This is a genomic window from Alteromonas gracilis (assembly GCF_002993325.1).
In the GTDB taxonomy this organism is placed as follows: domain Bacteria; phylum Pseudomonadota; class Gammaproteobacteria; order Enterobacterales; family Alteromonadaceae; genus Alteromonas; species Alteromonas gracilis.
This window is the reverse complement of the sequence record NZ_PVNO01000005.1, coordinates 15,810-34,821: the sequence shown is the minus strand read 5'-3', so window position 1 is coordinate 34,821 and position 19,012 is coordinate 15,810. Positions and strand designations below refer to the sequence as shown.

Here is a 19,012-nt window from a genome sequence, read left to right as displayed (position 1 = left end):
GCTAAACTACTAGAGAATTTTTAACTTTGGTGTTCCGGACTTCACTATGCTTAAGTCGTTAGTTTTACGTGTTTTTGCACTTGGTTTGTTGGTTATCTGCAGTAACGCGGCAGTGGCTCAAGATAAATCCAATTTTGCCTATTTAAGTTTAGAGCCAGAAATTGTTACAAACTACATTAGCGACAGTGCACAAAAGCTAGGCTACGTTCGCGTATCTGTGGAATTGATGATCAACGATGTGAGTCAATTGGAAATTGCCGAGCACCATCTACCTTTGCTGCGTTCGACAGCAATTGAGATATTCGGCCAACAGCCAGCGGAAAAGGTCAAATCACTTACCGGCCGTGAAGACATCCGTCGCTCTATTCTGAAAGCTCTTCAAGAACACATGCTTCAAGAAACCGGTGGCGAAGTGGTGAAAAACGTTATCTTCACGAAGTACCTTTATCAAGGCGGTTAAGCTATTGAGCTATTGAGCTATTGAGCTATTGAGCTATTGAGCTATTGAGCTATTGAGCTATTGAGCTATTTTCAAGAGTGTATAAATAAGCGAGCTTTCATTGAGCTCGCTTTTTTGTATCTATTGAAGCTTATACCAGTCCGCATAGATAGGATTGCTTCAGCCTTTGACTGTAAAATTACCCATTCGTAATAGACGTCACTGATAACGGTTTGCTATTGCTAACGCTTTTCAGAGCCTAAGCTTAACGCCCCTGCCAGTAAACAGCCTGAAATAAGACCCGCCGTATGTGCCGCATTTGCCATATTTACCCAAAGAATGTCAGCGTAACCTAAAACTAACCATACCAGCATGAAGCCAACTATCGAGTTTGGTAACGACAAGCCCCAGCTTGGTCGTAACCAGCCCAACCACCACACGAAGCCCATTACGGCATAAACCACCCCCGAAAGTCCGCCAAACAAATATAAATTAGCCTGAACCGGGTCGCTAAAGATAGCTTGAGCGGCATTTGAAATAGTTGCCGAGACTAAGAACACGATAAGTAGCATACTCACCCCAAGCGTACGTTCTATCTTGGCGCCTAGCATGCCCCACCAAAGCAGGTTAAATATAATGTGTAATGCTGAGAAGTGAATAAACGCTGGTCCCAGCAGTCGCCACCACTCATGATTTTCCGATAAGACTGAGAATGGCTGCATGAGCAGATGTTGTGCAATAGGCGAAAATAGCCCTAATAACGACAACGTATAAACCGCAACACAAAGAAGAAACACGACTGAGGTAAAAGGCGCTTTTATTGCATCGTTAATGATGTTTTTCACTGAGAAGCCGCTACCAGAAGGCGCTAACTGAACATTTTTACCACTGTCCCAGGCTGCTTGCTGATATTTAGGATGAGTTGGGTTTGACAAAAAGTCTTCTGCAATAACTTTTGCGCGATCGACATGTGCATGATCATCAAGCACAACAACAAACTCTTTATCACTCTGCATTACCGTTGCCGATATACTCTGGCTGGTTAGGTAGTTAGCCAGAAGGTGCGCGGGACTTTGTTGATTAAACGCAATTAAAGGATGGCCCATAAGCTACTTGTTACCCTGAAGCATGAAATGAATTAACGCGATATAACGTTGAATGAAGGTGTAATACATAACACCTTTATACTGGAATGTATTACGTGTGAAAAGCATAAAACAAAGGTGCACATTGTGCACCTTTGTTAAATGATTAGGCCGTTTCTACCGGGTTAGCTAATCGCCAAGCTTCAAACCCACCATCCATACTATAGACGGTTTCAAAGCCCTGCTGAGCTATTACCTGCGCAGCCTGTTGACTACTTACGCCGTGATAGCAAACAACCACCACAGGCATGTCTTTAGGCGTCTGCTCGATAAACGCAGCAAAGTTGTCGTTGTTTAACGGCGAAGCATTCGGCATATGCCCATTAGCAAATGATTGAGGATCGCGTATGTCCACAATGGCGACGTCGCCTTGAAAATTTGCCACATCGTCTACGCTAATGTGTGTAAATGTTGTCATTATTGCCAGTCCAGAATAACTTTACCTGATTGTCCTGACCCCATGGTATCAAACCCTTTCTGAAAGTCATCAATAGAAAAGGTATGGGTGATAATGGGTGATAAATCCAAACCACTTTGCAGCAGGCTTGCCATCTTGTACCAGGTTTCAAACATTTCTCGACCGTAGATACCCTTTATCACTAAGCCTTTAAAGATAACCTGATTCCAGTCAATAGCCACGTCTTGTGGCGGAATACCTAGCATCGCTATTTTGCCGCCGTGGTTCATTTTGTTAAGCATGTCTCTGAACGCAACAGGCACCCCTGACATTTCAAGGCCTACGTCAAAGCCTTCTGTCATACCCAGGTCGTTCATCACATCTTTTAAATCTTCTTTGCTGACGTCAACAGCGCGGGTCGCGCCCATTTTCTTAGCAAGTTCAAGACGGTATGGATTAATATCGGTGACAACAACGTGACGTGCGCCAACGTGCTTTGCCACTGCCGCTGCCATGATACCAATTGGACCAGCACCAGTAATAAGTACGTCTTCACCCACTAAATCAAAGCTTAATGCCGTGTGGACTGCATTTCCAAATGGGTCAAAAATGGACGCGAGATCATCACTGATATTGTCTGGTATTTTAAATGCGTTGAACGCAGGAATTACCAAATATTCGGCAAAAGCGCCTGGACGATTAACGCCTACACCTTCAGTGTTACGGCATAAATGCACACGCCCAGCACGACAGTTACGGCAGTGACCACATGTAATGTGACCTTCACCAGATACGCGATCGCCAACGTTGAAACCTTTTACTTCTTGGCCCATGCCGACCACTTCGCCTACATACTCGTGACCCACTACCATTGGTACTGGGATCGTATTTTGCGACCACTCGTCCCAGTTGTATATGTGCATGTCGGTACCGCAAATAGCGGTTTTGCGAATTTTAATCAGCAGGTCGTTATGGCCAACTTCAGGCTTTGGCGTATCTTGAAGCCAAATGCCTTTTTCTGCTTTCGCTTTAACTAGAGACTTCATGAAATCACTCCCATTTCACGACCAACTTCGATAAACGCATCAATAGCTTTATCAACGTGCTCTAAGCTGTGGCCTGCTGACATTTGGGTACGAATTCGAGCTTGCCCCTTTGGCACCACTGGGTATGAGAAACCAATAACGTAAATGCCTTTTTCAAGCAGCTTGTCTGCCATTTCGCTTGCTAAACGCGCATCGCCTAGCATAACTGGGATTATCGCGTGGTCTTTACCTGCAAGCGTAAAGCCCGCCTCTTCCATACGGTTACGGAAATGGTTGGCATTTCGCCATAGATTAGCGCGAAGCTCATCGCCGTCTTTCATCATTTCAAACACTTTAAGTGATGCAGAGACGATAGGTGGCGCTACAGAGTTAGAGAAAAGGTAAGGACGAGAGCGCTGGCGTAACCATTCAACCACTTCTTTCTTGCCCGACGTGTAACCGCCCGACGCTCCGCCTAGCGCTTTGCCAAGAGTACCTGTGATAATGTCTACACGGCCCATTACGCCACAGTATTCGTGGCTTCCTTTACCATTTTCACCAAGAAAACCTGTGGCGTGACAGTCATCAACCATTACCATGGCATCGTATTTGTCAGCTAGGTCACATATTGAGGCAAGGTCGGCAATTACACCGTCCATTGAGAACACACCGTCTGTGGCAATTATCTTAAAGCGCGCGCCATCAGCATTCGCTTGCTTGAGCTGTTCTTCTAGCGCCGCCATGTCATTATTGGCATATCGATAACGCTTCGCTTTAGACAACCGCACGCCGTCAATAATACTGGCATGGTTTAATGCATCAGAAATAATAGCGTCTTCAGGACCAAGCAGGGTTTCAAACAAACCGCCATTTGCGTCGAAACACGAAGGGTAAAGAATTGTATCTTCAGTGCCTAAGAAGTCACTAATGGAGGCTTCAAGTTCTTTGTGAATGTCTTGAGTACCGCAAATGAAACGTACGGAAGCTACACCGAATCCATGGCTATCAAGGCCGTTTTTAGCCGCTTCTATCAAGCTTTCATTGTTTGCTAAACCAAGGTAATTGTTTGCACAGAAGTTAATAACGTGCTCGCCACCAGCAACACCGATATCCGCTTGTTGTTGCGACGTGATAACACGCTCTTTCTTGTACAAACCATCTTCTTTCGTGGCTTCAATTTGCGATTGCAAATGAGAGATAAATGCCGCAGACATGCCATTCTCCGAGTGTAGGTATATAAAAACCTGTAGTGTAATGAAAGCAGGTTGAAGGGTATACACCCATGCGTTGTATTTAATGGGTTTTTCGACTAAGTTTGTAAATTATTCAACACACTTGAATGTACAGACATCTGCTAACGCATTGCTACGCGAAGTCTTTCCAAAGGTTGTACTCTACTTTGCTGTCCAGCACGGTCCATATATCTGTTTCTGATACCGGCTTACTAATGAGGTAGCCTTGCCCAATATCGCAGTCAAAACGACACAGCAGTTCATACTGCTCACTGGTTTCTATACCCTCTGCAACAACCTGCATGCCCATGTTACGCACCATAGATATAGTGGAGTGCACTATATTCCTATCGTCGGCGCTACTGGCGATGTTGGCGACAAATGAACGGTCGATCTTAATATAGTCTGCGGGCAACGATTTTAAATAGCTTAGCGATGAATAGCCGGTGCCAAAATCATCGATGGCAAGCATACATCCCATGTCTTGAATGGTTTTCATAATGCTGGTTGCACGCTTGATGTCAGAAACGAGCACGGTTTCAGTCAACTCTAAACACACTTGGTTTGGCGCTATGTCGTTTTTGATGATCTGCTGCTGCAAAAATTCAGGCAGCGTGGGATCAAGAAATTGGCCTGCTGACAAGTTAATTGCAATCTTGATATCCGCATATCCATTGTTTTTAAACTCGCGAATTAAATGGGTTGAACGTGCTATAACCCAGTAATCTAATTCAAGCATAAACGAAGTACTCTCAAGCAACGGAATAAACTCCGCCGGTGAGATTTGACCCTTGGTTGGATGGCACCAACGCAGTAACGCTTCAAACCCTACTAACTTACCTGTATGCATTTCTATTTGAGGCTGAAGCGCCAGGCTGAACTGGTTGTCTCTAAGTGCTTCTCTCGCCTCAGACTCTAATTCCACCTTTTGCATGACTTTTAGGTTCATGGTGGCATCATAAACTCTAAACGCTGCGCCTTTTTTGGCTTTGGCTTCATACATAGCAATATCAGCGTGGCGTAAGAGCTCAACAGGTGTGGCTCGTGCATGACTGGTTATGGCAATACCAATGCTGATAGAGACATAAAACGTCACACCATCAACCATTATCGGCTCTTTGAACTCGTCGATAATTTTTTGCGCAACCTTATCAATGTGCTTCTTGCTTTCAATATTCGATAACAAAATAACGAACTCATCGCCGCCAAATCGTGAAGCGATATCAGATTCTCTAATGGGCCGAGAAATGCGCATTGCAGCAGCTTTTAATAACTTATCGCCCACATCATGACCATGACTATCATTCACTTTTTTGAAGTCATCCAAGTCCATAAACATAAGTGCCACTAACCGTTCGTCTCGGATAGAACCCGCCAGCTGCTTCTCTATTTGAAAGGTCAGCATATTTCTATTAGGCAAGCCTGTAAGCACATCGAACATAGCCATTTTTTCAAGTTTCGCGGTATTGATGGCCATTTGACCGTCAAAGCTTTCGAGTTGACGGGCTAGGTCGTTGGCCGCCTCTTCTACAACATCTAGCTCATCAGTCAGTTTGAAAATAGGAGACGTTCTGCGCTTAGCCGCACTGGTGTAAAATTCACTAAATTTGTGCTCAGCTAACATCGGTAACCGCTCGCTTATGCCTAAAAGCCGAGTGCGATATTGATTTAAGAACAGATAAAGGAGCGATGAAAAAACTAAGAAAAGCGCGGTCGCACTTGAAATAACTACATATTGATACTGCTCATTTTGACGCACGGTGGCAGATACATCTTGTACTATCAGCAAATAAGGCCGGTCGCCCGTGGCATGTTCAAACGGCAACAAACTCACTAGCAGTTGTTTATTTTCAAGCTCTGTGTTGAGCCCTTTTATCACCAAATTATCAATACGCCACGCCGGTGGCAAAGCGTTGAAAAGCGACTGCAGATACTGACGGTTTGCTGCGGAGACTTGGCTAGCTATTGTAAGGGCTACCGATTTATTCTGTGTTTCTCTTGCTTGAACGATGGCCACTTTGTGCACATCCGTTGCGCGGCTGAATAAATAGAGTAATTCACGCATGGATGTTGATACAACAACGATAGGAATAACATCACTATCAGCCATAACCGGAATTGAAATGTGGTGAGTACACACATTGTCACACGTCAATAGCGAACGACTTTCAAAGGTGGCTCGAGTGGTATCTACGAGGTTTTTAATTTTAGTATCAACAGCACGGCCAGGGCTCCCTACCACGCCGCTTTCGTCGAATAACAACAGCGACTCAACTTGGTACGTTAAGGTGAGATATTCATTAAGATTACTTAACGACTGTTGTAGTTCATCTACGCTAGTTGTGTAGGCATCATTTCTTCGGCTAATGAGGTCGATAAGGGTGACCATACGTCCGTGAAGTATGTCTTCAAAAAGCTGGACGCGACGATGGTTGGCTATTTGACCCTCGCGCTGCTGAAGTAGCACGCGAGCGTCAGATTCTTGGATCAAAACAGCCGATATAACGATAGCAACGGTTAAAACCATTGCCAGCAAGATGAGGATGGTTTTGGTAGTAAAAGATACCTGAACCTTCATTTTATCCCTTAAAACCAATACATCAGTTGCAAAGACCACATTTCCCAATCTTTGTCAGCATGGGATGCAACATCTATATTCAACAAACTTACCACACGTGTCGCTCCCTCAACCCAATGATATTCCCCTTGTAGTCGCCATTTCGGCGCAATATCCCAACGCAACCCTAATGTATAGGTATCCTGATAGCCAAAATAAGCCGGTATTAATCCGCCAGACATTGCCTCTAATTGTTTTCCGTTTCTGTCTGACGTGTCATTAACGTATGTATCATAGCCAATAAGCCCGCTTACGTCGTTGTTAAACAAATACCTAAATTGAACGAAACCGCCTTCACCTGTGCGTTTTGAAACAAAGTTAGGAGAGAATAGGCCCTGACTGTCTTGCGCTTCTCTGATTAGTTCAGCAGAGATTTCCCAACTTTCGGCAAAATATTGCCCTGAGAGCATGATTCGTTCAATGTTTGCCCCACCGGCGAGCCGATTGTCGTCTTCAGAAGGCATATATCGAAAATCTGAATTTAACCAGCTTGCACCTAGCTTCCATGTCATTGATGACGGCTGCCAAAACACGCTAGCTTGATGAACGAAATCCTGTTTTATTTTTCCCTTGGCCTCTTCACCTAGCAAAAAGTCTCGTTGCGAGTCATTGATATTCGACCGTCCATAGCTCCAGTTCAGTTCCCAGATATTATCTTCTCCAAAGTGGGAAAAGCTTGTTTGGATTCCGTTACTGCCAAGGGCGACATCTCGAAAGCCATCGAAGTAGACCGATTGAGGAAGTACGGAAGTATAGCGTGTCTGCGGTACGTCTCGCGTTACCGAGTACAGCCAATGCCTATTTTTAAAGCGACCTGCATGGATTTGGCCACGCCACCCGCCGGGTAAGTTTGGCAGTTTCCAATCTACAAACAAGTAATCGAGACGAACCCCTTGCTCAAATCGATTGCCACCATCTAGGTAGTTAATTTGTCCAGCAATAGAGATATTCTCAGCCAGTTGATAGTAGCCATTGAGTCCAATCTCAGTAAGCTCCCCTGTGACATCGTCATTATCGGTGATAAAACTGCTGTCTTTTGACTGGGTAATACCTTGGGAAATATAACCATGCCAAGAAAAGTCGGAGGACGAGGCAAAGGTATTGAAGCTGGCGAACCATAACGCGAACACAGACCATTTTTTCATTATAAATTAACCTCTACCCGTCTTAGCTTCACAATATCAGTGCGCTCGACATAACCAATAGCGCCAGGGGTATTTTCTAATGCGTCAATTAACGCTTGATACGAGATTACTCTCACTGGCGTAACTCCCTGACCTGAATAGGTGATTTGGTCCCACAAGCGAGACAATTGATAGGGAAACATTTGAAGTATGTCGCGACAAAACTGTTTATGCAGCTCGTCTCTGTCTTGAAGTACGAATACGGTAATTTTAGTGCCGTCGTCCCAATATTGACGCTGCCCCGTAAAAATTTGGCGAAGCTCAGAACGGCTTAGCTTTGCTATCATAACACTTTCGTTAACCATGACGTTAAGCTCTGATGCATAAGCTTTAGGCACACCTAAACCCAGCCCTGCTATTATAAGCAGCACAAGTTTAAGCTTCTTTAAAGCAAGCAAGTGAGTGAGCCACCGCAACGCTGGCTTTTTCATTCAGTAACGACTCCCTGTTATGTCGGAGGTACACTTTGCAAAGCTAAGTGTAGATAATAGCTGATTGTTTTACCTTACAACAAAGTAAATCACCGGATAAATGGTTCAACTTTCTTCTTCACCATCTCTACTGAAATTTTTTCCATTAATGCACTGCCTTTAGCACGCGCTCCCCACGGAAGATTTTCCCACGACTTCCCTTTTTGCGCTTCGATACACTCGTCGTATACCGACACTACCTTATCGAGATCTAAATAAGGTCCTGTACGTCGTGGATTAGAGTGCGCATAAAGCCCTATCACAGGTGTACCAACGGTCGTCGCCATGTGGGCAGGTCCTGTATCAGGAGCGATAACAAGGTGGGCATGCTTTAACAGCATCAGGAGTTGATGCAATGACGTTTGCCCAGTAAAGTCTTTTAGCGGATATTTTACGTTAGCTTTAATTTCATCGGCGGTTTGCCGATCTAATTTTCCTGGACCGCCACATAATATCACGCTGACTCCCGCCTGTTGGATATAGTCAGCGATACTTGCGTATCGCTGTGGCAACCAATTTCTTTCAGCCTTGCTGGCGGCAGGAGAAATAACCACATATTTCCCAAGTACATTGGCCTGCTCAGCCCCCCATGCTTCGTCTTCTGGACTTACAGGTATATTCCACGTCAATGAGTCTGACTCAGGTACGCCTAATGCATCGGCAAAGTCCATAAAACCTTTAAGAACGTGAGCGTGTTTTGTTGCGGCAATACGCTTATTGGCAAACAACCAATGCAATTCTTTACTTCGGGCCCAGTCAAACCCAATGCGCTGTTTTGCGTTAATCACTCGCGACGCCATATTGGCGCGCAAGGCCACCTGCATCATCAAAAGCGCATCAAAGGTCTCATTTGCCACGGCAGCCTTTAACGATTCAACGGCAGCTTTTCCCTGTGATTTATCGAAAATAATAAACCGTATATTTGGCATCAGCTTAACCAGCTGATACTCCACTTTTCCAATAACCCATGTGATTTCAGCATCGCGCCACTGTGTTTGAATTCGAGTGACCATGGCGACGGCATGACACACATCACCTATGGCTGATAAGCGCATTAAACAAATCTTTTTTCCCACAGAAGCTCTCTCGTTGCTGAAAAACTAAAATAAATCGTTAGAATGTGAAATTTACCATAAGTTGTGGGCAACATGGCGACAATACGACGAGACATCGGTGCTGGACACCACTTTATTTTCGACGACACTTTAGTCACGCAGCCCAACACAGATATGTTTAACCCCGAGTTTTGGCATGCGCAGAGCAAAGTAACCGGTCAGGCGAAAGGGCGCGGTACCACCATCTTTATTGAGCACGAGAGCCAACAGTGGGTTTTACGTCATTTTAAGCGCGGTGGGTTGGTTGGCAAAATACTTAGCGATCAATACGTGTTTCTTGGTGTGGAACGTTCACGTCCCTTTGAAGAGTTTAGACTACTTGAACTTATGCAGGCCCAAGGTTTGCGAGTTCCTGTTCCGGTGGCCGCACGCATTCATCGCAGAGGCCTCATTTATCGCGGCGATCTCATTACGCAGAACATCCCTAATAGCCGGGATTTGCATCATGTGCTTTGCCATCAATCCCTTCAAAAAGAGGAGTGGCACAAAGTAGGACACGCGCTTGCGGCCATGCATAACTGTCAGGTGTATCACCACGATGCTAATGTCCGAAATATCATGATTGATGATGACAAGCAGATATGGCTTATCGATTTTGACCGCTGTTATAAACGAGAAGGTGAACACTGGAAACAAAGTAATTTAGACCGTTTATTGCGATCTTTACGAAAAGAAAAAGGTAAAAATACGGTTTTTCATTGGGAAGAGATACATTGGCATTGGTGTATGGAAGGTTATAAAGCCACCATCGCTAATTAGTATGTGCTTATGTGGCAGTCTTGCTAGCAGCGCTCTACTTCCGTGATTATTATGCTACATTAACCACGGTCAACACATAAATCACCTACAACGATAAGATTTTACCTTATGCACACACGAGCACTTTATCCAGGCACTTTCGACCCAATTACTAATGGGCACGCCGACCTCATCGAACGCGCATCGCAGCTATTTTCCCACGTCATTGTAGCTATTGCGTCTAATCCAAGTAAAAAGCCGCTATTTACGTTAGAAGAACGCGTAGAAATGATTAAGAAGGTCACCGCCGATTTACCCAATGTGGAAGTCGTTGGTTTTACCGGCTTGCTCGCTGATTTTGCCGACGAGCAAAATGCTACTATTTTAATTCGGGGTCTACGGGCTGTGTCTGATTTCGAGTATGAATTTCAATTAGCAAACATGAATCGACGCTTGAACCCCAAGCTTGAAAGCGTGTTTCTAACGCCTGCAGAAGAAAACTCATTTATTTCTTCTACATTGGTTAAGGAAGTTGCATTGCATCGAGGAGCGGTAAACGGTTTTTGTCATCCGGTTGTAGAGCAAGCGTTAAGAGATAGACTGGGTAAAAAAGACTAAGCGTCTAAAATCAGCGTTGGCAGCGGGTACAAAAGAATGTATTGCGCTGCCCAATGACCTTGCTTTCTATTGCCTTACCACACACCTCACAAGGTTCGCCTTTGCGTCCATATACGTTAAGGTGCTGCGCAAAGTAGCCTGGTTTACCATCGGTCTGCGCAAAATCTTTTAAGGTGGTTCCACCTTGCTCAATGGCTTTGGCTAATACTCGTTTAATTTTTGCAGTGAGCACTTTATAGCGGGCTGCGCTTATATTGCCAGCGGCTCGTCGCGGATCTATACCGGCCAAAAACAATGCTTCGTTTGCATAGATGTTTCCCACACCCACAACAATAGCATTATCCATAATAAAATTTTTGACTGGGCCTTTTCGGTTACGCGATAACGTAAACAAGCGTTCATCGTCGAAATCGTCTGTAAGTGGCTCTGGCCCCAAGTTATCGAGCATAGCAACCTGTGCATCAGGAGCCTGATACAACACTGCACCGAAGCGCCTAGGGTCGTTCAAACGCAAACATTTGCCTGTGTTTAAAACAATGTCTACGTGATCGTGTTTGATTACCGGTGTCGATGCATCAATGACCCGCAACTTGCCCGACATGCCCAAATGTAAGATTAGCGTACCAGTAGCCGTTTCAATGAGTAGATATTTCGCTCGGCGTTTAACGGCCGTAACCTTCTGTCCTTCAACGAGGGACACCTCGTTGGGTATTGGCCAGCGCATTCTTCGCTCACGAACCACCACTTCGGTAATCGTATTACCAATAAGATGTGGAGAAACGCCCAAACGGCTCACTTCAACTTCCGGTAACTCAGGCATTCATTCAATCCAGGGTAAAAGTTTATCAAGTTCTGTATTGGCTAATGTGTACCAATTATTTTCAAATTTGATCACTGTCGGTGAAGTATTTGGATAGATGGCATATACAAGGCCGTTAGCGTCACCCGCCAACCACACAACAATGATATAAGGCTGAACGTCGGATAACGCTTCAGGAATAGAAGTTGCCGGTGTTAATACGCCGCGCTGCCAGTGAGAGAACTGCATATCCGGGGCCGTGGTTAAGTTGTTAATTTGCCCCTTTTGACGCCATTGCTGCCCTACTCGCTCTAGGCTGTTTCCATCGTGCTCTATTTTTAATACGTAAGCATCTTCTGGCAGTAAACTGCGGGTCTGCACAATATTGCTTTTAGGGCGGAGACTGTCTAGATTAAACAGCGCGATCATTATAAGCATAGCGATTATTACAACATTATTCATCGCTCGCTGGGAGAGTCTAGTCACGCTTTATACCCATCCAAATTACAGTAATCCATATCGCCATATACTAATACCTCATTCGAACAGACGCTAATTCAATTCCATAAAAGTCGTCAGTAGGGTAACCCGTTCGTTTTTCAAGATGGTGGATCGTACTTTATACTGCGATCTATTTGGCGTTTTAAGAAGGATCTACTTAGATCTTATTAGAAAATTAAGTTTTGCAGATGTGTAGAAGCAAAAAACCCAGCAAAAGCTGGGTTTTCGTGGAGACAAAAGCAAGCTAATTACTTGATTTTGGCCTCTTTGAACATAACGTGCTTACGCACAACGGGATCATACTTTTTGATCTCCATTTTGCCAGGCATGTTACGCTTGTTTTTATCAGTGGTGTAGAAGAAACCTGTACCTGCTGAAGAAACTAGTTTAATTTTATCACGCATTGTCGGCTTCCTTAGATTTTCTCACCACGGGCACGGATATCAGTTAGTACTGAATCAATACCTTTTTTATCGATGATACGCATGCCTTTAGCAGACAAACGTAGTTTTACAAAACGGCTTTCGCTCTCAACCCAAAAACGGTGTGTTTGAAGGTTTGGTAAAAAGCGACGACGAGTCGCATTTCGTGCGTGTGAACGGTTATTACCAACCGTTGGACGCTTACCTGTTACTTGGCATACTCTTGACATTGTATTTGTCTCCAGAACAACGATAACTGTCGCGTCAGTTAATCCCAAGCGCTCAAACAGTGGTTGGGTCAAATGACGTATTACTATAAATTAGAGGGCGCATTTTATACAGCAAAGGCAGGATCATTTCAATAAGAAAGTACAAAAAGGTTACTTTTACGTACGATTTTTGCGCAAAATACCACCAACACTCTTTTTCGTGGCGTGTATTGTACTTTTCTCTCGCAAGTTAAGCTACGAATAAATTAACGCTTTGCATTTTAAATTTATATTCTTAATTAATCGCACCAGACATAAATATGTCACTAAAGATTAGCAATCTTGTCATGTTTGAACTCTAGCATCAGGGATCACCTGTAGTAGTTATCAGCAACTTTGCTATCTATGATCACTCATAAACACAACACGCAAACCATGCCCGCGGTTTACCTTATTAATTTAGACAGAAGTACAGAGAGACTTCAAAAATCTAGGGCGCTTTTGGAAAAACACAATATATTGTTTGAGCGCGTCCCTGCAATTTGTGGTCGTTCGCTGTCAGAGGATTCTTGCCTAGAGCACTACTGCCCTAATTTAAACAAGGCTCGCTATTATTATAATTTGACACCTGCTCAAATTGGCTGTTTCTTAAGCCATCGTGAAGCATGGCGTCGCATCGCCGAGGGAGATGCTGATTACGGCATTGTTTTAGAAGATGACTTTCTCATAGAGGGCGACGTGCACAAAGCTTTTGCCACGCTAAATGGCCTTACCCATGAGTGGGATTTAGTTAAACTCAGCGCTTATGCAAACAGAACACGGCCGATCGCCAAACAATTTTTTATCAACGACGAATTCAATCTAGTCGTTCATAAAAAGCCAATGAGTGGTGGCGCAGCGACAGCAATTTCTAAAAAGGGAGCGCAAAAGCTCTACGCCTCTACCACTAAATTTGGCAGGCCTTGCGATACAGAAATTCAACATTTTTGGGAGCATGGCATTACTGTTTTATCACTAATGCCTTATCCATTTGCGCAAGATGTAACTTGTGACAGCACTATAGCGTGCCGTAAGAAATCAAAAGACGACAGACGTCCTCTACGCAGGCTTTCACAACAAGGTTATCAATATTTGCGCAATAAAAGCGAAGTGAGTAAGCAACTTAGAAACTTAGCTCTTCAATTACACGCTGAGTAAACGCAAAAAAAAACGCCACATTGTGGCGTTTTTTGTTTAATCGTAAAAAGGTGACCTGGTTTCTGTGAGGTCTATTAACCTTGAAGGACGACGCAATAACTGCCCACCATCGCGAGAAATAGGCACCCAAGGGAATAACCCACGACCTTTAGACGGTTCTAATAAGAACAAATCTGTTGGGATGGAAATATAAAAGCCTTTAGTAAAGCTTCCTTCTCCATATTCCTCTGAAGACACATCTGTGAACGCGGCATAAGCTCCAACGATAATGCCGCTGTCAAAGCGCTTGGCGTAGTCGATATTTACGCCTTTGTCTTTTGCTAAGAACTGACCCGCACTTACAGTAATTTGCGTATCATCTAAGAATTCAGGCTGCCAATATACGCTCGCGTGACCCGTGATGGTGTCGTAATCCTCCAAGCCTGTTTGACTGTAAGGATCACGTTGTTTTACGTAGTTAATGTCTACGCCATAGGCAACATTGCTATCAACAGGGCGATACAATACTTCACCACCTACACCAGCGAACATGGTTTCGAGATAACCAGCATACGCCTGTACAAAAATATCCTCAGCGACATTGTCTTTGTAATGCAGAATGGCCGTGTCTAACCACACATCGTTTTCAGACACGTATTCACGAACCCGTGTACGAACACGAGGTAACGATACGTCTTCGCCGTCAACTAGGTAGTTAAACTTGTCAAAGTTATCAAGAAGCGTGACTCGCGCACTACTCATAACCGAGAAGTTTTCATTGAAGGCATAGCCACCGTTTAACAGCAGACCGGTCTGATACAAAAAGAAATCTTCCGGGTTGCCAAACGATTGAGTAAAGAAGAAATCAGCGCCATAGAATATCCCTGATGTATTTTCAGGATCGTACGCGTCTCTAATCTCTTCAGATGGTGACGTTCTTATATATGTTTCTTTTATGTCGGCGTCCACTGACTCATATCGCGCTGCAGCGATGAAGGCTTCCGCATCTATTTGCGTATCGACCATCGGCAGACCACCGCGGTTATCTATAATATGATACGTTTTTACGCTGTCAGGTAGTTCTGAGGCAGCGACACGACCCACACGTTCAATGGCTTCGTCTTCGTCACGATATTTTAGCTGAGTTCCGTAAAAGATAGCGCTGTCTTCTTTAATTTCAGCATCAGATAAGATAAAGCCACCTGAATTATACAAATCGTTATAAAGTCGAGGTTTATCGACGTCTTTCACATTAGAAGGTGCGTTTCTACCCATCAAATTGCGCGGGTCTTTATCAAACTTTATCTGCGATGCCGTATTCATATTAAAGCGATAGGTCACACCAAAACCAATCGTATTCCCTCGTTGGTAGTTCAACGAGAAATCGAAGTCTTTGTAGCGGTAAACCGCGCCAACATTCCAGCGAGAATCCTGCTCTAAACGACCCGCTCTGTCACGAGAGTAATCGTTACCCTCAAACTCTAGTTTAAGCGTTAACGGCTCCCATGGTGTTTGATACTCTACTCCCCCAAAGAAGGCGGTAGTGCCTTTGAAGAATTGGTCGTAATCAACCTTGCCGCCACGGCCTGAAAAGCCGCCAGGACGTTCACAGAAGCTATCTTTAACTTCACAAAAAGGATTAGTAATGTCGTCTGCTGTACCTAAATATCCCCAGCCCAAGCCTAAGTGAAAATCGAATGGACCTACAGATTTACTAGCGTTTACGTATTCGCTTTCAAAAAAGCCCGTTCCGCCGAAATCCCGAAAGCCTACGCTGATATCTGGTAGGTAGTAACTTTCTTTCCACAGCCTGAATTTAACATCTAACCCCTTATCTTTAAGGGTTTGATCGCCACTGAACGAGTCTACTTGGCTATATAATCGCGTACGCACGTCAGTATAACGAGCGGTGGCCTCCATCCAATCATAAAGCTGTATGTTTACCGACCAAAAACGGTACTCGCCGTTATCGGTATAGTTAATTGCCATTCCACCTTCATCGCGCATACGAGCGGTTGGCGTTTGGATTAGACCGTTACCGCCTTGCACCATTTGCGACGGCGTAACCTGAATTTGCGTGTCGGCAAACGCGGTGGAAGAAAGTGCGCTTCCAATAACGAGCGCAAGTGTTTTTTTAGTAAAAAGTTGTGGCGCACTCATTGAGGTAGAACCCTATGTACTGCTAACGCGGCGACGCGCTTATTTAATTGCTTAAGTTTATCGCTGAAAAGCTCTGAAGATATAGGCACATAAACCTGACTACCCGGCATAATTTGGGCAAAGTCTAAATTCCAGTAAGCAATCCCTTTTTCTTCAATGTTACCCATTGGGTCGATTACATAAACGTGACTTCTGTCAGCATCAACTGCCTTTTTAACCGTGTGCACTGCCGTATAAACCGAGGTATCACTTTGATGCTTGTAAGCGCCGGGCTTTACCACTGCACCAGAGAAATGCACAACATTCGGTCTTCCATTTAAACGAATCCAGTATTTTCCGGGCTGGAACATTGGGTTATCTTCAAAGAATAACCGAGCACGGTTGTAGGAGATTGGCATGTCGATTCGGGTAGACACTGTCCATGACGCAACCTGCTCGTACAAATTCTCAAGCGCTTCATGAGTTTTAGAATCTTTATCAAACTGAGCTAAAAGCGTTCTAATTTCAGACAACGCAATTTCTTTCTCGCGTTCCGCTTTAGAATTAGATAAATCAAACGCAGATGCACTTGGCCAATACCAGTCACCATTGTCGGCAACAATAGATAGTGCACTAGACAGTCTTATAGGCCTGTCAAACTGATATGTTTGCTTGTTTATCATTATGCTAACCATGTTGTCGTCAGCATACAGTGAACCCGCTGCAGTAATGCCTAATGCAGCAATTAGCGAAGAGATAAACTTCATTATTGTGCCGCTCCTTGCTTAGTCATTTCACGCACAATTCGACTCAGGTAGACCATGTCGTACACATCCCCTTCGGGGCTAAACTGCTGTGTTGAGGCCAAAAGCTCTTTCGAATACTGATGCAAAAAGTAAGTATTTTCCCAAGACAATCCCACATCGATAAAAGGGGTGTATTCTGAAAATGACACGTGCTCAACAACTTTGATTACAGGCACAGAAAACCCAAGATATTCACGAGTCTCTTCTCCCTCTATTCTCCACGATGAGTCTATTGGTATGCCATATCCAATAGCAGCAATATCAACCTTGCGATCCCAGCTAAACGGTAAAACGTTATTGGTTGCAAGTGGGTTATGTTGCAGGTTGCCTGTGTAATAAAGGTCGTTATCTAAGCCTTCTGTTTTAACGATAATGCCGTGGTGCATAGTGAAAATTACTCTGTCACCTGATACCCATCTGTACTTGTCACCATCAATGTAGGCTAATGCAAGCGAGGCAGTATCTCGTTCACCCGCTTTAATTTGCATAATATCTGCTTTACTCGCCGCTATTTCCTCGACCGTGTACGAGACACTTCGGTCTTTCAAAGCGAGCTTGAGCGTATTGTAATAAGCGAGTGTTGTGGTTGAACACCCTGAGAGAGAAAAACAAAGAAAGCCTAGAATGACTGATAGAATGTGTAGTTTCATTGAGGTACGCCGACTAAAACTAAAAACAAATAATTTTGCTATATAAATAAAAAAAGCCGCTAAAAAAAGCGGCTTTTTCGAATACTCTTAGATTTACTGTACGGTCGGCGCGTAAGTAAATGTAACAGGCACAGTAATTGTCTTAGTTACAGTGCTAGTACCAGAAGTAGTTACAGTAACAGTGTTAGTTGTACCAACACATACGCCATCTACTAGTGGATCGTCACCTTCACACGTAGGTTGAACTGGATCAGTTCCACCGTTTCCTGGCGCGTCTGCAGAGTTGTTGTTTGCAACACCAGCGATAATGCCAGCAGCAACAACACCAGTAGCGATCATGCCGCCACTTACGCCACCAATACCTGAAGTACCACCTTCGTTATCTTGTGCGTTAACACCCGCTACCATGGTAGCAGCTGCAAACAATGCAATAATTGACTTCTTCATAACAGTCCTTTAATAAAATTACCCACTAGGTCCTATGCTAAATCATTTTCAACCATTTGACTAGATTATAATCGACAAATGACTTAGGTTTCTTATGTTAGCAAGCCTCGCTGTGCGAATGAAATAGTTTCTTTGTCTCCTACCACAAAATGATCGAGAACAGGTACGTCGATCGACGCCATGGCATTTTTGATCTCTGACGTTAGGCGGATGTCAGCATGACTAGGTTCAGCAACGCCTGAAGGATGATTGTGGACTAAAATGATCGCAGCCGCGTTATCGATCATAACTTGTTTGATCAATTCTCGAGGATACACTGCAGCGCTGTTGATCGTTCCATTAAACATGGTGCGAAAAGCAATGAGTTGATGCTGACTATCCAGCATCAAAAGCGCAAATTTTTCTCTTTCACAGTCTCTTAATTTAGCCTGCAAATAGCGTTTCGTATCATCAACATTATTAAACACATCCTGTCGTTTGAGCTTTATCTCTAGATTGCGTTTGTAAATTTCAAACCCCGCTTGGAACTGTGCATACTTGCATGGGCCAACACCGGTTATTGTAGAGAACTTTTCTTTTGACGCCGTGGCCACCCCGCGCAAGCACCCGAGCTCATTCAATAGCTCGTGAGCCACAGCCACCGCGCTTTTTCCCTTAACGCCTTTTCCTAACATGACGGCAATAAGTTCTGCGTCACTTAAACTTTCTGCGCCATGTTGTAACAACTTTTCTCTCGGCCTTTCGCTTTTCGGCCACACCTTTATTGACATACTCTCGGTCCACCAGCTCATTCAAAGTGAGTTTATAGATGAATACCCACGTATTAACGACTGTATTAAAGGTCTGTTTCTCATCTGGCATAAAGCAATTGATAAAAATTAAA

The 19,012-nt window shown here is 44.2% G+C and carries 21 protein-coding genes; 4 read left to right on the top strand and 17 right to left on the bottom strand.

The features are described 5' to 3' along the window. Positions 1–46 precede the first annotated feature (46 nt). On the top strand, positions 47–460 hold the full coding sequence (locus tag C6Y39_RS02895; RefSeq protein ID WP_105929830.1) for a flagellar basal body-associated protein FliL: 414 nt from the start codon (positions 47–49) through the stop codon (positions 458–460). A 221-nt stretch (positions 461–681) separates the two neighbouring features. Here the strand turns inward: C6Y39_RS02895 and glpG are convergent, their stop codons facing one another. The 8 genes from glpG to C6Y39_RS02855 all read right to left on the bottom strand — a co-directional run bounded on the left by glpG (position 682) and on the right by C6Y39_RS02855 (position 9,564). Continuing rightward, a complete protein-coding gene (gene glpG / locus C6Y39_RS02890; protein WP_105929829.1) occupies positions 682–1,545 on the bottom strand; it encodes a rhomboid family intramembrane serine protease GlpG in 864 nt (287 codons plus the stop codon). 145 nt (positions 1,546–1,690) lie between these two features. Beyond that, complete coding sequence (gene glpE, locus C6Y39_RS02885; protein ID WP_105929828.1) at positions 1,691–2,002, bottom strand: thiosulfate sulfurtransferase GlpE; 312 nt, start codon at positions 2,000–2,002, stop codon at positions 1,691–1,693. Beyond that, the gene (gene tdh / locus C6Y39_RS02880) at positions 2,002–3,027 is read right to left on the bottom strand and encodes an L-threonine 3-dehydrogenase (protein WP_105929827.1); all 1,026 of its coding nucleotides are present in this window, start codon (positions 3,025–3,027) and stop codon (positions 2,002–2,004) included. The genes glpE and tdh overlap by 1 nt, the downstream gene beginning before the upstream one ends. Then, positions 3,024–4,220, bottom strand: a complete 1,197-nt coding sequence (locus tag C6Y39_RS02875) for a glycine C-acetyltransferase (protein WP_105929826.1) — start codon at positions 4,218–4,220, stop codon at positions 3,024–3,026. The genes tdh and C6Y39_RS02875 overlap by 4 nt, the downstream gene beginning before the upstream one ends. 151 nt (positions 4,221–4,371) lie before the next feature. After that, positions 4,372–6,816: a bifunctional diguanylate cyclase/phosphodiesterase gene (locus tag C6Y39_RS02870; protein ID WP_105929825.1), complete on the bottom strand. Its 2,445-nt coding sequence runs from the start codon at positions 6,814–6,816 to the stop codon at positions 4,372–4,374. A gap of 8 nt (positions 6,817–6,824) precedes the next feature. After that, complete coding sequence (locus C6Y39_RS02865; protein ID WP_105929824.1) at positions 6,825–8,000, bottom strand: hypothetical protein; 1,176 nt, start codon at positions 7,998–8,000, stop codon at positions 6,825–6,827. Beyond that, a complete protein-coding gene (locus C6Y39_RS02860) occupies positions 8,000–8,470 on the bottom strand; it encodes a hypothetical protein (RefSeq protein ID WP_105929823.1) in 471 nt (156 codons plus the stop codon). Before C6Y39_RS02860 ends, C6Y39_RS02865 begins: the two co-directional genes overlap by 1 nt. A gap of 89 nt (positions 8,471–8,559) precedes the next feature. Continuing rightward, positions 8,560–9,564: a glycosyltransferase family 9 protein gene (locus C6Y39_RS02855; protein ID WP_105929822.1), complete on the bottom strand. Its 1,005-nt coding sequence runs from the start codon at positions 9,562–9,564 to the stop codon at positions 8,560–8,562. Positions 9,565–9,657: 93 nt separating this feature from the next. On the opposite strand from C6Y39_RS02855, the gene C6Y39_RS02850 reads away from it, so the two are divergent. Both C6Y39_RS02850 and coaD read left to right on the top strand, forming a co-directional pair. Then, positions 9,658–10,383: a 3-deoxy-D-manno-octulosonic acid kinase gene (locus C6Y39_RS02850; RefSeq protein ID WP_205664129.1), complete on the top strand. Its 726-nt coding sequence runs from the start codon at positions 9,658–9,660 to the stop codon at positions 10,381–10,383. Between the two features lie 108 nt (positions 10,384–10,491). Continuing rightward, positions 10,492–10,980, top strand: a complete 489-nt coding sequence (gene coaD / locus C6Y39_RS02845; RefSeq protein ID WP_105929820.1) for a pantetheine-phosphate adenylyltransferase — start codon at positions 10,492–10,494, stop codon at positions 10,978–10,980. A 10-nt stretch (positions 10,981–10,990) separates the two neighbouring features. On the opposite strand, the gene mutM is transcribed toward coaD, so the two are convergent. The 4 genes from mutM to rpmB form a co-directional block, all read right to left on the bottom strand. Then, positions 10,991–11,800, bottom strand: a complete 810-nt coding sequence (gene mutM / locus C6Y39_RS02840) for a bifunctional DNA-formamidopyrimidine glycosylase/DNA-(apurinic or apyrimidinic site) lyase (RefSeq protein ID WP_105929819.1) — start codon at positions 11,798–11,800, stop codon at positions 10,991–10,993. Next, complete coding sequence (locus C6Y39_RS02835; protein WP_105929818.1) at positions 11,801–12,265, bottom strand: hypothetical protein; 465 nt, start codon at positions 12,263–12,265, stop codon at positions 11,801–11,803. 263 nt (positions 12,266–12,528) lie between these two features. Further along, positions 12,529–12,684: a 50S ribosomal protein L33 gene (rpmG, locus tag C6Y39_RS02830; RefSeq protein ID WP_012516577.1), complete on the bottom strand. Its 156-nt coding sequence runs from the start codon at positions 12,682–12,684 to the stop codon at positions 12,529–12,531. 11 nt (positions 12,685–12,695) lie between these two features. Beyond that, positions 12,696–12,932 (bottom strand): 50S ribosomal protein L28, encoded by a 237-nt coding sequence (gene rpmB, locus C6Y39_RS02825; RefSeq protein ID WP_012516576.1) that lies wholly within the window; start codon positions 12,930–12,932, stop codon positions 12,696–12,698. A 384-nt stretch (positions 12,933–13,316) separates the two neighbouring features. On the opposite strand from rpmB, the gene C6Y39_RS02820 reads away from it, so the two are divergent. Beyond that, a complete protein-coding gene (locus tag C6Y39_RS02820; RefSeq protein WP_105929817.1) occupies positions 13,317–14,108 on the top strand; it encodes a glycosyltransferase family 25 protein in 792 nt (263 codons plus the stop codon). A 36-nt stretch (positions 14,109–14,144) separates the two neighbouring features. Here the strand turns inward: C6Y39_RS02820 and C6Y39_RS02815 are convergent, their stop codons facing one another. The 5 genes from C6Y39_RS02815 to radC form a co-directional block, all read right to left on the bottom strand. Then, positions 14,145–16,247 (bottom strand): YjbH domain-containing protein, encoded by a 2,103-nt coding sequence (locus tag C6Y39_RS02815; protein ID WP_105929816.1) that lies wholly within the window; start codon positions 16,245–16,247, stop codon positions 14,145–14,147. Further along, positions 16,244–16,993 (bottom strand): capsule biosynthesis GfcC family protein, encoded by a 750-nt coding sequence (locus tag C6Y39_RS02810; protein ID WP_105929815.1) that lies wholly within the window; start codon positions 16,991–16,993, stop codon positions 16,244–16,246. The genes C6Y39_RS02815 and C6Y39_RS02810 overlap by 4 nt, the downstream gene beginning before the upstream one ends. Beyond that, on the bottom strand, positions 16,993–17,682 hold the full coding sequence (locus C6Y39_RS02805; protein ID WP_105929814.1) for a YjbF family lipoprotein: 690 nt from the start codon (positions 17,680–17,682) through the stop codon (positions 16,993–16,995). Before C6Y39_RS02805 ends, C6Y39_RS02810 begins: the two co-directional genes overlap by 1 nt. Positions 17,683–17,775: 93 nt before the next feature. Then, positions 17,776–18,129 (bottom strand): hypothetical protein, encoded by a 354-nt coding sequence (locus tag C6Y39_RS02800; RefSeq protein WP_105929813.1) that lies wholly within the window; start codon positions 18,127–18,129, stop codon positions 17,776–17,778. 92 nt (positions 18,130–18,221) lie between these two features. Then, a complete protein-coding gene (gene radC, locus C6Y39_RS02795) occupies positions 18,222–18,899 on the bottom strand; it encodes a RadC family protein (RefSeq protein ID WP_105930008.1) in 678 nt (225 codons plus the stop codon). Positions 18,900–19,012 lie beyond the last annotated feature (113 nt).